Genomic DNA, 13,666 nt, shown 5'->3' with positions numbered 1-13,666 from the left:
GCTCCATGATGAAGATGCTTATGGAATGTCGGGCCAGCAGCGTCCGATCGAACGCTGATGTGTTCACCGCCCGCGCGGTTGCGGGCGGTGCCCTTTAGCTGGCCTTGGGTTGGAAGGCCGCGGCAAAGCGGGTGCGCAATTCGTTCTTTTGCACCTTGCCCATGGTGTTGCGGGGAAGCGCGTCGAGGATCTCGATCTTTCTGGGGCGCTTGAAGCCCGCAAGCTCGGCGCGCGCAGCGGCCTCGATGGCGTCAAGATCGATCGCGCCTTTGGATTGCGGGACCAAGATCGCCACCACGGTTTCACCGAAATCGGGATGCGGTGCGCCCACCACGGCGCTTTCCTTGACGCCGGGTTGGGCGTCGAGGAAAATCTCGATCTCCTTTGGGTAGATGTTGTAGCCGCCCGAAATGATCAGATCCTTGCCGCGCCCCACGATGGTGACATAGCCATCCGCATCGATCAGGGCCAGATCGCCGGTAATGAACCAGCCATCGGGCAAAAGCTCTTCGCGGGTCTTTTCGGGCATGCGCCAATAGCCCTTGAAGACATTGGGGCCACGCACATGCAGCACGCCGATCTCGCCTTGGGGCAGTTCTTCATGCGTCTCGGCATGGCACACGCGCACCGCGACGCCGGGCAGGGCGAAGCCCACCGTGCCTGCGCGCCGTTCGCCATCATAGGGGTTCGAGGTGTTCATCGAGGTCTCGGTCATGCCGTAGCGTTCCAAAATGCGGTGCCCGGTGCGGTCGAAAAAGCTGCGGTGAGTTTCGGCCAAAAGCGGGGCCGAGCCCGAGATGAACAGCCGCATATGCCCGACCAGATCGCGGTCGAAGCGCGCATCATCCAACAGCCTTGTGTAGAATGTGGGCACACCCATCATGGTCGTGGCCTGCGGCAGCCGCGCCAGCACGGTTTCCAGATCGAACTTGGGCAAGAAAATGATGGCGCCGCCCGCAAGCAGCATCACATTGGTGGCCACGAAAAGCCCGTGGCTGTGAAAGATCGGCAGCGCATGCAAAAGCACATCATCGGCGCTGAACCGCCAGCAATCGACCAGCGCGCGGGCATTGGACAAGAGGTTCGCTTGCGTCAGCATTGCGCCCTTGGAGCGCCCGGTGGTGCCCGATGTGTACAAGAGCGCCGCGAGGTCATCGGCGTTTCTTGGTACGGCGTGAAAGCCCGTGGGTTGGCTCGCCACCAGATCGGACAAGCTCCCGCCACCATCGCCGCCAAGCGTGTGGAGCCGCGCATCCGCCGCCGCCGCGATGGGGCCCATGGCATCTGCCTCTGCCGGGTCGCAAACGAAAAGGGCCGCTTCGCTGTCGCCGACGAAATATTCCAGTTCCTTGGCCGTATAGGCGGTGTTGAGCGGCAAAAAGACGACACCGGCCTTGATGCAGGCCGCATAAAGCGCCAGCGCTTGGGGCGATTTCTCGATATGGACCGCGACCCGGTCGCCCGCCACGAGGCCAAGCGACACCAGCGCATGTGCCGTCTGGTCGACAAGATCCAGAAATGCGCCATGGCTGAGCGTGCTGCCATCGGCCAGATGCAGAAACGGGGTCGATTTGCCCTCATGCGGGGCGAAGAGCGCATCGTAAAGCGGGTTCGTCATGCCAAATCCTTGGGTCTTGCGTGTCAGCGCCTCAGGCGTCGCTATTGGATTGCGGTTCAGCCAGCGTCATGTAGCGGCTGAAACCGCCGGTGATATGGTCGAAGGCCGCGCGCCGTGCGGCATCTTCATCGCCCGAGGCGATGGCGGCCGTGATCGCCTCGTGTTCGGTGATCGACTCGGCCACATTGGTGACCAGCGACAGGCCCCGGCGGCGAAACTGGTGCATCTCGCGCACCAGATTGTCATAGGTCACCTTGGCCTTGGGGTTGCCCGAGGCCGCCAGCAGCATGTCGTGAAACTCGATATTGAGCGCATAGTATTTGGCCGTGTCGCCATTGGCATAGGCATTGCGCATCTGTTCGAGGTTGCGCTCGAGCTGGGCGATCAGCCGTGCCTCCGCCCCTTCGCGCAGGCGGCGCGCCGCCGCCGCACAGGCCATCGCGAAAATGGCGCCGCGCAGATCATAAAGATTGCGCGCCTCGGTCAAGGTTGTTCTATGGACGAAGGCACCCCGGTTGGCGATCAGGTCGATCAACCCGCTATCGGCCAAGGAACGGATCGCTTCGCGCACGGTGCCGCGGCTGACGCCCATGACGTTGGACAGTGAAAGCTCGTTGAGCTTTTCACCCGCGGCCAGCTCGCCGCTGACGATCATGCGCTCGATCTCGCCGCGCACTTCGCCGGCAAGCGTCGCGCGCTGCAGTCCGATTGTCTTCACCGGTTTCACCATGTCGCCACCTCAACCTTCGATGATGTTTTTGTCAACATTTAACATTTTTATTGTCAAGCATCGACGTTTCACATACATGATTATCGGGGGTTGCACCACGGGGAGGACGCATGACATCGCCTGCAAACCAACATAGCGCACATGCTGGAAATACGGTCGAGAATTCCACTCCGGCACCCGTGGCAAGCGCAGCGTTGAAGGGGTTGCGCGTCCTTGATTTGACACGCGTGCGATCCGGCCCGACCTGTGTGCGCCAATTGGCCGATTGGGGGGCTGATGTCATCAAGATCGAAGCCCCTGTGGACGAGGCGCAGTTCGGCGGCCCGCGTCACGGCCCCGATTTTCAGAACCTTCACCGCAATAAGCGCAGCCTGACGATCGATCTGAAATCACCTGCGGGTGTGGCGGCTTTCAAACGGCTCGCCGATACCGCCGATATCATCGTCGAGAATTTCCGCCCCGGCGTGAAGGCACGGCTTGGCATCGATTACGCCACGCTGTCGATGACCAATCCTCGGCTCATCTATGCCTCGATCTCGGGCTTTGGGCAGGATGGGCCGCTGGCCGACCGCCCCGGTTTCGACCAGATCGCGCAAGGGATGGGCGGGCTGATGTCGATCACGGGCGAGCCGGGATCAGGCCCGATGCGTGTGGGCATCCCCATCGCCGATCTGTGCGCCGGGCTTTTCGCTGCCCAAGGGATCTTGATCGCGCTTTTCGAGCGTCAGCACTCGGGCCATGGGCAATGGGTGCAGACCTCGCTTTTGCAGGCACAGGTCTTCATGCTCGATTTTCAGGCTGCGCGCTTCTTGATGGACGGCGATATTCCGCAGCAGGCGGGCAATAATCACCCGACCACCATCCCTACGGGCGTGTTCAAGACCAGCGATGGCCATATGAATATCGCGGTGACAGGCAACCAGATTTGGCAAAAGTTCTGCGAAAGCATGGGCCGGGCCGATTGGATCGACGATGCGCGTTACCACAACGCCGCCGCGCGGTCGCAAAACCGCGCCGCACTCAACGCCGAGATCGAGGCGATCACGCTGACCGATACGACGGCGGTGTGGATCGACAAGTTCAATGATGCCGGTGTGCCGGCCGGTGAGATCAACGATATCGGCCAAGTGTTTTCCAACCCGCAGGTGCGCCATCTGGGGCTGGCTCAGCCTGTGGTCAGTCAAGAGCGGGGTGCCACCGAGTTGGTGGGTCAACCCATCATCATGAGCCGCACCCCCAGCACCATTGCCGCGCCGCCACCGCTGGCCGGTCAGCACACCAGCGATATCTTGGCCGAGATCGGCTATTCCGCGGCGGAGATCGCCGCCATGAAAGCCTCCGGCGCCATTTGACGACCCAAGGGACCACACAACATGACCGACAAGATCCTGACCGAGCAAAAGGGCGATATCGCCCGCATCATCTTCAACCAGCCCGAAAAGCGCAACGCCGTCTCGCTCGAGATGTGGGAGGCGGTCGAGGTGGCCGTGACCCGATTTCAGGCCGATGATAGCGTGCGCATCCTGATCTTGTCGGGGGCGGGCGGCAAAGCCTTTGTCTCGGGCGCCGATATTTCCAAGTTCGAAAGCGAGCGCGCCAGCGAAGAGGCGGTGGCCCATTACAACGCCACTACCAAGCGCGTCTATGACATGGTTGAGGCCTTCCCCAAGCCTACCATCGCGCAGATCGACGGCTTTTGCATTGGCGGCGGCATGGCGTTGGCGCTGTGCTGCGATCTGCGGATTTGCGGGCAGGGGGCCAATTTCGCCGTGCCCGCCGCCAAGCTGGGTCTTGGCTACGGCTATTACGGTATCAAGCGTCTGGTCGATGTGGTTGGCCCCTCATTTGCCAAGGAGATTTTCTACACCGCCCGCCGGTTCGACGCCGAAGAGGCCCGCGTGATGGGTCTGGTCAACCGCGTCGTGCCCGATGATCAGGTGGCGCAGGTGGCCGAGGATACCGCGCGCATGATCGCGGAAAACGCGCCGATGACGGTCGGCTCGGTGAAATACATCGTGGGCCAGACCGTCGCCCCCGAAAGCGCGCGCGATCTGGCCGGATGCGAGACCCGCGTCAAGGCGTGCTTTGACAGCCAAGATTACATCGAGGGCCGCCGCGCCTTCATGGAAAAGCGCAAGCCCAACTTCATCGGGGCGTGACAGGCCGATGAGCAAGGACAAACCGTCCCGGATCGACATGGCCGAGGCGCGCGCGCGCCTCGATCAAGCGCTTGACGATCACGAACAGGCCTTCGAGCGGTTCTTTTTCGCCCGCTTTCTGGGCCTGTCCTTTGCCTATCTCCCCGAAGCGGCGCCTGTCCCTGAAAAAGAGATCTGTCGCCTGACCTTCGCGGTCAACGACATGCTGAAAAACCCTCAAGGGGTGCTGCATGGCGGTGTCATGGCGTCCGCCATGGATATCTCGATGGGTCATCTGGTGGCCAAGGTCGCAGGGCCCGGCGCCACGATCGAGATGAAGGTGCAATTCATGCGCCCGGTGGCAGGCGGGCTTGTGACCTGCGAGGGGCGCTTTACCAAGCGCGGGCGCAGTATTTCCTTCATGGAAAGCCATCTTTACGATGCCGACATGAAGCTTGCCGCTCATGCCACGGCGACATGGAAAATGCCCGGCTGAGCGCCGACATCACGGAGAATTCGCATGATCACCAACAAGCCCGCCCTTGTGGCCGAGATCCGTAGCCGTTTTGCCCATGTCGACAGCTGCCCCTTCGAGGGGCCGCGCGTCTTCTTCGAGAATGCGGGCGGCGCGCTGACGTTGAATTCCGTCGTGGAGACTTCGGCCAAATTCGCGGCGATCCCCGACAATCAGGGCCGCGACAACCCGGCCGCCAAGGCGCTGGTGGCCTTCATCGACAAGGCCAAGGACGACATGCGCGTGTTCTTCAACGCGCCCAAGGGCCAGTTTTTCGTGGGCGAAAGCGGGACGGAGTTGCTGTTTCGCCTGATCCGCACCGCGATCGTCGGCACGGGGGCCGGCCGTGTGCTTGGCTCGACGCTGGAACACCCCGCCACGCGCAGCGCCGCGCGCCATTGGGCCGAGGTTGCGGGCAAGCCGCATGTGCTGGTCGCCCATGACGATGCAACGGGCTGTGTCGATGCGGGTGCCTATCTGCCTGAGGTCACGCCCGACACGCGGGTCGCTACCATCCTGCACACCTCGCCCGTGACGGGCATGGGGGTGGATGTGGGCGCAATCGCCAAGGCCATCCGCACGATCGCACCCGAGTGCATCATCATCGTCGATGGCATCCAGCACGCGGCTCATGGGCGGCTCGATATCGCAAGCTACGATATCGATGGCTATGTCGTCTCGCCCTACAAGGTGTTCTCGCGCCATGGCTACGGCGTGGCATGGATCAGCGACCGGCTGCACGCCCTCAAGCATGAGCATCTGATCGACGCGCCGGGCAACCCTTGGGAATTCGGTACACGCGACACGGGCGCCTATGTGACCTTTTCGGATGTAGTTGATTACTTCGATTGGTTGGGCGCGCAGGTCTCGGACACGACCGACCGGCGTGCGCGCATCGTGGCCGCGGGCGAGGCGATCCATCAGCTCGAGCATGAGCTGACGCAGGCCATGATCCACGGCATCGGCAATCTCAAGGGCCTCAAGGAAATGGCGGGCGTCACGATTCTTGGCGGCATCGACAATCCCCGGCGCGAAGGGTTGGTGTCGATCACCGTTGCGGGGATGGATGCCCCCGATGTCGTCACAAAGCTCCGCGAACGCGGTATTCGCACCCACACGCGCAAGGCTGATCACTATTCGGGCAATATCCTGACGCCCTTGGGGCTTGATGCCGCGATCCGCGTGTCGATGTGCCATTACAACAGCGAGGCCGAGGTGGCGCAGTTCCTTCAAGCCATGCGCGAGATCGTCGAGACCGCAGAAGCCGCCGCTTAACCCGCCAGACGCTCCAATTCATCCAGCAGGGCCGGGGGGATGTCGATCCCCTCGGCCTTTGCTTTGAACAGTGCGGCAAGGGCGCGGGCGCCGGGCAGGCGCGGGGCCGGATGGCCGTCCAGCGCAGGGATGGCGGCATGGATCGCGGCCGCATCGTCCAGCCGTGCCGACAGGGCCGCTTGCGGGGCCAGACGGGCGGCGTCGATCAACAGCATCATTTGCCCAAGATTGGGCTGGGTCGCGGGCGTCTTGTGGGTGTCGGGTATTTCCGACAGCATCGCCGCCCCAGCCAGACCGGCGGCGAGGATATCGAGGCTTGCTGCCAGCGCGGCACCTTTTGCCCCGCCGATCGCCTGCATCAGCCCCGCCATGGCCGCGCGCGCATCGGTGGTGGGCCGCCCATCGGCATCGGTCGCCCATGTGTCTGGCACGGCCTCGCCCTTTGCCATCGCCTCGCGCAGGCGGGACCGCGCGACGACCGACATCGCCATGTCGAGCATCAGGTGGCGGCCTTGCGCATGCGGCAGGCCGATGCCCAAGGGCGCATTGCCCAACCCTGCGGCCCGCCCTCCGGGGGGTGCGATCATCGGCGCGGTGTTGCTGGTGATGATTGTGGCAAAGCCCGCCTCGGCGGCAATGTAGAGAAGTGGCGCGATGGCTCCAAAATGGGTGGCGTTGCGGATGAAGACACCGGCCATGCCCATCTCGCGCGCTGCTTCCATGCCGATGCGCAGCGCTTGGAGTGCCACGCCCGCGCCAAGCCCCGCCTGCGCATCGATCAGCCGCAGGGCCGGGGCAGGGGCGGTGACGATCAGCCGTGCGGCCGGGTTCATCCCACCCGCCGCCAAGCGGTCAACATAGGCACCGACACGGCCCATGCCATGGGTGGTGATCCCCATCATCTCGGTCAGCACGAGAGCATGGGCGCCATCTTCGGCCAGCCCCGCCGCGCAGACCCCGGCTTGTGCGAAAGCGCGGGCGACAAGGGCCCGCGCTTGCGTTTCATCCAAGATGGGCATGGCCTAGCCCGCTGTCTCTTTGGTCGCCTTGGCGCGTGCCCCGATCCGCCCGATCAACGGCAAGATCAAGAGCAGCGCGATGGTCACCACGATGATCCAGACCGATGCCGGACGGTCGAGAAAGATCCCGAACGACCCGCGCGAGATGGTCATGGTCTGGCGCAGCGCTTCTTCGGCCAAGGGGCCAAGTACAAGGGCCAAGACAAGAGCCGCGGGCGAAAAGCCGTATAGCCGCATGAAAAAGCCGATGATACCTGCGGCCACCATCAGCCACATCTCGATGAAGCTGGCATGCACGGTAAAGGTGCCAAGCGCGCAGATCACCACGATGCAGGGGCCAAGGATGCGGTAAGGCACCTTGATGATCTGCACGAAAAGTGGGATCGCGAAGACCGAGATCGCCAAAAGCACCATGTTGCCCAGATACATCGAAGCGATCAGACCCCATGCCAGTTCCGGGTTTTGACCCATGAACAGCGGGCCGGGGCGCAAACCCCACAGCAAGAAGGCCGCCAACAGCACCGCGGTCGAGGCAGAGCCGGGAATGCCCAGCGTCAACAGCGGGATCATCGCCCCCGAGGAGGCGGCGTTGTTCGCTGTCTCGGGCGCGACAAGGCCCGCCATCTCACCCTTGCCGAAATTCTCAGGGTTCTTCGAGAGGGAGCGTTCCGTCGAATAGGCCATGAGCGAGGCGATTGTCGCCCCGGCGCCGGGGATCACCCCCACGACGAAGCCAAGGATCGAGCCGCGCACCATCGTCCAGCGGGTCGAGATGAAATCCTGCGCGGTGGGCCAAAAGCGGCTTTCCTTGTCATATTGCACAAGCCCGCCCGATCCCGTGCGGTGCATGCCGGAGTAAAAGGCATAAAACAGCTCGCCCAGACCAAACAGGCCGATGGCGATCGGAATGAAATAGATGCCTCCGATCAGTTCCGCCGAGCCAAAGGTGTAGCGGCTTTGCCCCGTCTCCAAATCGACGCCGACAGTGCCGAGCGCGAAGCCGATCAGTGCCGAGATGATGCCAAGCTTCCAATTCGAGCCGATCATCACGATCAGCGTCAGCATGCCCATCATGGCCAAAAGGAAATATTCCGGCGGTCCGAAGCTGCGCGAGACTTGCGAAAACATCGGCGCGAGAATGGTGATCAAGATCACCCCCACCGTGCCGCCCACGAACGAGGCCACGGCCTGCATCACCAGCGCAGGGCCCGCCCGGCCGTTCTTGGCCAGCGGATAGCCGTCGAAGGTCGAGGCGACGGTGGCACTTTCGCCGGGCGTATTCAGCAAGATCGAGGTGATCGTACCGCCATACATCGAACCGTAATAGATCGCAGCCAGCATCATGATCGCGCCGACGGGGTCCATTCCAAAGGTCAGCGGCAGCAAGATCGCCAGACCGGCCGAAGGGCCAAAACCCGGAATGACGCCAACGATCATGCCCACCATCGCACCGGCCAGCAGGTAAAGCATGTTGATCGGCGTGATCGCGATCGACAGACCCATCACGAGATCTGAGAAAATGTCCATTCTTGGCTCCCAATGACGCGCGGCGGTGCCAGCGCGTTCAGAACGGCAGATTGATTAGGGCGGGCGGCATATTCGCGTTCAGCACGCGATCGAACAGCAGGTAGACGGTCGTGGGAAAGATCACTGCGACCAGCGCGTTTTGCAGATGCTTGCCGGGGTTGAGCAAGAAAAGCGCAAGACCCAGATAGGCGACGGTCGAGATCCAGCCACCGAACAGACGGATCAACACCGCATAGCCGAGCACCAGCACCACCAGCAGCATGAAGTCGCGCCAACGCGCATCGGGTTCGACATCGATCGGGGCGGGGCCACCTGCGGACAGGGCGCGGCGGTCGCGCAAGGCATCCGCAATGGCCCAAAGCGTCATCACGACGATGCCAAGCCCTACAAGCCGTGGGAAAAAGCCCGGCCCAAGCCTGCCCGTGCGGGTCATGAAGTTCAGATCGGCAAAGGCGATGTAGGTGTAGAAGACCGCGCCGCATAGCAGGACGATCAAGAAGACGATGCGCATGGCTACCCCGTGAGGTTCAAAAAAGGCCGGGCGCGTGATCGCGCCCGGCCCTGTGCCCGAGAAGGCTTACTGGATCGCGCCGACCGAACGCAGCACCTCGGCAAAGCCGTTTTGCGTGCGGTTGAGGAAGGTCCGGAACTCTTCGCCATAGACGATCGTCGGTGTCAGCGTGTTGTTCTCGATATAGGCGGCCCATTCCGGGGTCTCGACCACGCGCTGCATGGTTTCGATCCAGAAGGCTTGCGCCTCGGCGGGGGCATCGGGTGCCAAGATCAGGCCGCGCGGCATCGAAACGCCGATATCATGGCCCACATCGCCCATGGTGGGAACGCCAGCCAATGCTTCGGGGGTGCTTGCGCCCGAATAGACCAGCGCGCGCAGATCGCCGCTGTCGATCAGGCCCAGGATCTCGCCGGGGTTGCCCACCATCGCATCGACGGAAGCCGACAAAAGGGCTGTGGTCTGATCGGCCATCGAGTTGAACGAGACATATTCGAACTCGAACCCTGCCGCCTGCGCAAACAGCGTGGGAACGATGAAGTCGACGTTCACCGTGCCCGTGCCTGCGATGGTGATCGGGTTGGCCTTGGCATGTGCGATGAACTGGTCGATGTCTTGAATATCCGACGAGCCGTTCACGACCAGCACAAGGTCATCGGTCGCCAAAAGGGCGACGGGGGTGAAATCGGCGGGCTGCCACGGCGTGTCTGCCTGCAAGGGCGTGGTCACGAAGCTGCCCGAGGTGGTGGAAATCCCGTAGCCCGAGCCCGACTGCGCGTAGAGATAGCCCCAGCCGACGGCACCCGAACCACCGGCGCGGTTCTCGACCGAGATCTCGCCGGGGTAGAGGTCGTATTTGGCCAGAATGTCGACGATCGTGCGCGCCATGATGTCATTGCCGCCGCCGGGACCAAAGGCGATGGTCCAATCGAGCGTCTGGTTGGTATCGGGATAGCTTTGTGCATGCGCAGCGCCCGCCAGCGCGATCGGCGCTGCCAAGGCCATGCCCAGAACGCCAAGTTTGATGCGATCTGCGATGGGTCCGGTTTGAAGTGTCATGTAGTCCTCCCTGGGTTTTGGTTCGTCGCGATGCGGGGCGCCCCCTCCTGTGGGCAGATCCCGCGTCGATGGCTGGGCACATAGCCGTCAGCGGCTTTCAAAGCGTATCCAGCAATCGTTTCTTTCCGTTCTCGTGATGACCTGCCCCTGCGGCGCGGGCGGCTTCGGCATCGCCCGCTTCGATCGCGGTGACGATACGGTCATGTTCGCGGTTCGAGCGTTGCAGCGCGGGCGTGCCATGCAGCACCCGGCGACGCATCAGCCGCACTTCTTTTCCCAAGGCGACATATAGCGCGCGCGCACGCTCCGACCCTGCGGCTTCGGCGATCCGATCATGAAAGGCGAGGTTGATCTCGAAATAGCTTGCCTCTTCGCCTGCGGCGATCGCGCGGTCCATGCGCGCCATGAAATCGCGAAGTTCGGCCTTGATGGCCGCATCGGCGCGCCGGGCGAGTGCGGCGCACAGGTGACCGGCCATCAACGCGCGTAGGTCATAAAGCTCGAGCGCGTCATCGACCGAGAGTTTGCGCACATAGACGCCCTGATTGGCGACGGCGGTCACCAACCCCTCGCGCTCGAGCGAGCGGGCCGCCTCGCGCACGGGGGCGCGGCTGACGCCGAGTTGCTCCGCCAAGGCATATTCATTGAGTCGTTCGCCGGGTGCGATGTCGCCGTGCAAGATCATCCGTTCCAATTCGTCGCGCACCTCAAGCACCAGTGGACGCTGGCGCTTGAACATGGTGGCGTGGCGGATGTCTTGATCGATCTCCATGGCGCAATTCAAGCCGAGCGGAATGGATTGTCAACAATATTCTGTTGATTGCCGGACAAAGGATCGCTACGCCGATCCCGAGGGCAAGCTTGGCGCAATGGGCGGCGCATGGGTCGCACATTGCGGGCGTCTTGCCCGTGATGCTTGGCGCAAACGACATGAAACAAGGGGAAATGGCACAATGACGGATCGTCCGCTTTTGGGGAAAACCGCCTTCGTTTCGGGGTCGGGCAAGAATATCGGCCGCGCCATCGCGCTGCAACTGGCGGCACTTGGGTGCAATGTGGTGATCAATGGCGCGCGCGATGTAGCGGGCTGCGAGAAAACCGCCGCTGGTGTCACGGCTGCGGGTGCGCAGGCATTGCTCGCGATGGGCGATGTCGCAAAGGCCGATGATGTCGCGCGCATGATGGAGGCCGCACAGGCGCGGTTCGGCGGTATCGACATCCTCGTCAACAACGCGGCGATCCGCCCGCACAAACCATTTCTGGAAACCACGGATGCCGATTGGGATGGGGTGCTGGACACCGCGCTGACGGCGGCCTTTCGGCTCAGCCGTGCGGTGCTGCCGCATATGGTTGCCGCAAAATGGGGCCGGATCGTCAATTTCGCCGGGATGAAAGCAATGCGCGGTTATTTCGAGGGCGCACCGATCTCGGCGGCCAAGCATGGTGTTTGGGGGCTGACCAAGGCGGTGTCGCGCGAATTCGCGATCCATGGGATCACCGCCAATGTCGTCTCACCGGGGCAGATCCGCAATGAGACAGCCACGCAAGATGATCCCGTGCGGGTCAAATCCATTCCGGCGGGCGTTATGGGCCAACCGGGCGATGTCGCCGCGGTCGTGGCCTTCTTGTGTTCGCCCGAAGCGCGTTTCGTCACCGGCCAGATGATCGCGGTGAATGGCGGCGAGGCGACCTAGACCAAGGCGGCGATTTGGCCTTTTCTTCATCGTCCCTCTTGGGCAAGCATGCGCTTGGGTGCGGGATGCGTGCCCAAGCTCTTTGATATTGGACAGATTGCCATGCCCCTTTCGCCTGACGCGCACCACAGCTACGCCATCCCGCTTGCCGGTCATCCGCCGCAAACGCAAATCATGACCGATCGCGCCGTCTTTACCGAGGCCTATGCCGTCATTCCCAAGGGCGTGATGCGCGATATCGTGACAAGCTTTCTGCCGCATTGGCACAGCACGCGCGCTTGGGTTCTCGCGCGCCCGATGACCGGCTTTGCCGAGACCTTCGCCCAGCTCATCGTCGAGATCGCGCCCGGTGGTGGCTCGGACCTGCCCGAGCCCGAGGCAGGCGCGCAGGCGGTGCTGTTCGTGGTGGGCGGCGAGGTGGTGGTCACGCTTGATGGTGCGGAACATTCCTTGACCGCGGGCGGCTATGCCTATCTGCCACCCGGCAGCGGTTGGACCATCGCCAATCGCAGCGACGCGCCGGCGACCTTTCACTGGGTGCGCAAACGTTATGTCGCGGTCGACGGCATCGACCAGCCCGAGGCGTTTTTCACCAGCGACGCCGCTGTCGCCCCCACACCCATGCCCGGCACGGAGGGGCGTTGGGCCACCACGCGGTTCGTCGACCCCGCCGATCTGCGCCATGACATGCATGTCAATATCGTCACCTTCGAGCCCGGCGGCTCCATCCCCTTCGCGGAAACCCATGTGATGGAACACGGGCTTTTCGTGCTGGAGGGCAAGGCCGTCTATCGGCTGAACCGCGATTGGGTCGAGGTGGAGGCGGGCGATTTCATGTGGCTGCGCGCGTTTTGCCCACAGGCCTGTTACGCGGGCGGGCCGGGGCGTTTTCGCTATCTGCTTTACAAGGATGTGAACCGCCACATGGCCTTGAACCTCTAGGCACAGCGGGGCGGGGGTCAGCCCCGCTCTTTCTCGTGCTCATAGCGCATCCGCGCGATTTCCTCGTTCTTCTCGGCGCGGCGCAATTCGCCCAAACGGCTTTCGACATAGCTCAGATGCTCGGCGATCGCGGCACGTGCGGCAGGCGCGTCGCGCGCTTGTAGCGCTTCGTTGATCGCGCGGTGATGATCGAGCAGCAGATCGCGCGTCGTGCGGCTTTTGAACATCATCTGCCGGTTGAAGAAGACGCCTTGTTTCAGCAGATCGAAGATCGATCGCATCATATGCAGCAAGATCACGTTATGGCTGGCCTCGAGGATGGCGAGGTGAAACTCGGCGTCAAGCTCGGCCTCGTCGGCGGGGTTGCGCTTGCGATGGGCGATTTCCATTTTCTGGTAGATCGCGTCGATCACCTTGAGGTCGATATCCGAGCCGTGGATCGCCGCGCGTTCGGCGGCGATGGTTTCCATATCGCGGCGAAAGGCGATGTAATCGAAGACCGCCTCATCATGGCTGGAGATCAGCCGGATCAGCGCGGGCGAAAAGGCCGAGCCGAGCACATCGGCGACATAGATCCCGGCACCTGCCCGCGTGGCCAGAAGCCCGCGATCCTGCAATTCGGCGATGGCCTCGCGCAGG

General features: G+C 62.9%; 14 protein-coding genes. 6 read left to right on the top strand and 8 right to left on the bottom strand.

From position 1 onward, the window contains the following. Positions 1-94 precede the first annotated feature (94 nt). Positions 95-1,618 carry a malonate--CoA ligase gene (locus ACTG4J_RS11230; RefSeq protein ID WP_439139567.1) on the bottom strand — a complete coding sequence of 508 codons (1,524 nt, stop codon included), beginning with the start codon at positions 1,616-1,618 and terminating at the stop codon, positions 95-97. A 31-nt stretch (positions 1,619-1,649) separates the two neighbouring features. Further along, positions 1,650-2,348, bottom strand: coding sequence for a GntR family transcriptional regulator (locus ACTG4J_RS11225; protein ID WP_439139565.1), 699 nt, complete (start codon positions 2,346-2,348; stop codon positions 1,650-1,652). Positions 2,349-2,458: 110 nt separating this feature from the next. Here ACTG4J_RS11225 and ACTG4J_RS11220 point away from each other — a divergent pair, with 110 nt between their 5' ends. The 4 genes from ACTG4J_RS11220 to ACTG4J_RS11205 are packed head-to-tail and all read left to right on the top strand — an operon-like array spanning position 2,459 to position 6,275. Beyond that, a complete protein-coding gene (locus ACTG4J_RS11220) occupies positions 2,459-3,700 on the top strand; it encodes a CaiB/BaiF CoA transferase family protein (protein ID WP_439139563.1) in 1,242 nt (413 codons plus the stop codon). Positions 3,701-3,721: 21 nt separating this feature from the next. Then, positions 3,722-4,507, top strand: coding sequence for an enoyl-CoA hydratase (locus tag ACTG4J_RS11215; protein ID WP_439139561.1), 786 nt, complete (start codon positions 3,722-3,724; stop codon positions 4,505-4,507). A gap of 7 nt (positions 4,508-4,514) precedes the next feature. Next, positions 4,515-4,982, top strand: a complete 468-nt coding sequence (locus ACTG4J_RS11210) for a PaaI family thioesterase (protein ID WP_439139559.1) — start codon at positions 4,515-4,517, stop codon at positions 4,980-4,982. 24 nt (positions 4,983-5,006) lie between these two features. Then, the gene (locus ACTG4J_RS11205) at positions 5,007-6,275 is read left to right on the top strand and encodes an aminotransferase class V-fold PLP-dependent enzyme (protein WP_439139557.1); all 1,269 of its coding nucleotides are present in this window, start codon (positions 5,007-5,009) and stop codon (positions 6,273-6,275) included. On the opposite strand, the gene ACTG4J_RS11200 is transcribed toward ACTG4J_RS11205, so the two are convergent. The 5 genes from ACTG4J_RS11200 to ACTG4J_RS11180 form a co-directional block, all read right to left on the bottom strand. Further along, positions 6,272-7,294, bottom strand: coding sequence for an Ldh family oxidoreductase (locus ACTG4J_RS11200; protein WP_439139555.1), 1,023 nt, complete (start codon positions 7,292-7,294; stop codon positions 6,272-6,274). The genes ACTG4J_RS11205 and ACTG4J_RS11200 overlap by 4 nt on opposite strands. Positions 7,295-7,297: 3 nt before the next feature. Then, positions 7,298-8,821: a tripartite tricarboxylate transporter permease gene (locus ACTG4J_RS11195; protein ID WP_439139554.1), complete on the bottom strand. Its 1,524-nt coding sequence runs from the start codon at positions 8,819-8,821 to the stop codon at positions 7,298-7,300. Between the two features lie 37 nt (positions 8,822-8,858). After that, complete coding sequence (locus ACTG4J_RS11190; RefSeq protein ID WP_439139552.1) at positions 8,859-9,332, bottom strand: tripartite tricarboxylate transporter TctB family protein; 474 nt, start codon at positions 9,330-9,332, stop codon at positions 8,859-8,861. A gap of 66 nt (positions 9,333-9,398) precedes the next feature. After that, positions 9,399-10,391, bottom strand: coding sequence for a Bug family tripartite tricarboxylate transporter substrate binding protein (locus ACTG4J_RS11185; protein WP_439139551.1), 993 nt, complete (start codon positions 10,389-10,391; stop codon positions 9,399-9,401). 97 nt (positions 10,392-10,488) lie between these two features. After that, complete coding sequence (locus ACTG4J_RS11180) at positions 10,489-11,163, bottom strand: GntR family transcriptional regulator (protein WP_439139549.1); 675 nt, start codon at positions 11,161-11,163, stop codon at positions 10,489-10,491. A 181-nt stretch (positions 11,164-11,344) separates the two neighbouring features. On the opposite strand from ACTG4J_RS11180, the gene ACTG4J_RS11175 reads away from it, so the two are divergent. Together ACTG4J_RS11175 and ACTG4J_RS11170 are read left to right on the top strand one after the other, a co-directional pair. After that, positions 11,345-12,085 carry an SDR family NAD(P)-dependent oxidoreductase gene (locus ACTG4J_RS11175; RefSeq protein WP_439139547.1) on the top strand — a complete coding sequence of 247 codons (741 nt, stop codon included), beginning with the start codon at positions 11,345-11,347 and terminating at the stop codon, positions 12,083-12,085. A 102-nt stretch (positions 12,086-12,187) separates the two neighbouring features. Further along, the gene (locus ACTG4J_RS11170) at positions 12,188-13,027 is read left to right on the top strand and encodes a bifunctional allantoicase/(S)-ureidoglycine aminohydrolase (protein ID WP_439139545.1); all 840 of its coding nucleotides are present in this window, start codon (positions 12,188-12,190) and stop codon (positions 13,025-13,027) included. 17 nt (positions 13,028-13,044) lie between these two features. On the opposite strand, the gene ACTG4J_RS11165 is transcribed toward ACTG4J_RS11170, so the two are convergent. Then, the coding region (locus ACTG4J_RS11165; RefSeq protein ID WP_439139543.1) for a FadR/GntR family transcriptional regulator at positions 13,045-13,666 on the bottom strand (622 nt) is incomplete at its 5' end.

The organism is Roseicyclus sp., from assembly GCF_965662675.1.
GTDB lineage: Bacteria > Pseudomonadota > Alphaproteobacteria > Rhodobacterales > Rhodobacteraceae > Roseicyclus.
This window is presented reverse-complemented; position numbering and strand designations above follow the sequence as displayed.

What these genes read in the sequence shown, in the direction of transcription:
- ACTG4J_RS11230 (WP_439139567.1), bottom strand. Translation starts at nt 1,618, where the DNA reads ATGACGAACCCGCTTTACGATGCGCTCTTCGCCCCGCATGAGGGCAAA.
- ACTG4J_RS11225 (WP_439139565.1), bottom strand. Translation starts at nt 2,348, where the DNA reads ATGGTGAAACCGGTGAAGACAATCGGACTGCAGCGCGCGACGCTTGCC.
- ACTG4J_RS11220 (WP_439139563.1), top strand. Translation starts at nt 2,459, where the DNA reads ATGACATCGCCTGCAAACCAACATAGCGCACATGCTGGAAATACGGTC.
- ACTG4J_RS11215 (WP_439139561.1), top strand. Translation starts at nt 3,722, where the DNA reads ATGACCGACAAGATCCTGACCGAGCAAAAGGGCGATATCGCCCGCATC.
- ACTG4J_RS11210 (WP_439139559.1), top strand. Translation starts at nt 4,515, where the DNA reads ATGAGCAAGGACAAACCGTCCCGGATCGACATGGCCGAGGCGCGCGCG.
- ACTG4J_RS11205 (WP_439139557.1), top strand. Translation starts at nt 5,007, where the DNA reads ATGATCACCAACAAGCCCGCCCTTGTGGCCGAGATCCGTAGCCGTTTT.
- ACTG4J_RS11200 (WP_439139555.1), bottom strand. Translation starts at nt 7,294, where the DNA reads ATGCCCATCTTGGATGAAACGCAAGCGCGGGCCCTTGTCGCCCGCGCT.
- ACTG4J_RS11195 (WP_439139554.1), bottom strand. Translation starts at nt 8,821, where the DNA reads ATGGACATTTTCTCAGATCTCGTGATGGGTCTGTCGATCGCGATCACG.
- ACTG4J_RS11190 (WP_439139552.1), bottom strand. Translation starts at nt 9,332, where the DNA reads ATGCGCATCGTCTTCTTGATCGTCCTGCTATGCGGCGCGGTCTTCTAC.
- ACTG4J_RS11185 (WP_439139551.1), bottom strand. Translation starts at nt 10,391, where the DNA reads ATGACACTTCAAACCGGACCCATCGCAGATCGCATCAAACTTGGCGTT.
- ACTG4J_RS11180 (WP_439139549.1), bottom strand. Translation starts at nt 11,163, where the DNA reads ATGGAGATCGATCAAGACATCCGCCACGCCACCATGTTCAAGCGCCAG.
- ACTG4J_RS11175 (WP_439139547.1), top strand. Translation starts at nt 11,345, where the DNA reads ATGACGGATCGTCCGCTTTTGGGGAAAACCGCCTTCGTTTCGGGGTCG.
- ACTG4J_RS11170 (WP_439139545.1), top strand. Translation starts at nt 12,188, where the DNA reads ATGCCCCTTTCGCCTGACGCGCACCACAGCTACGCCATCCCGCTTGCC.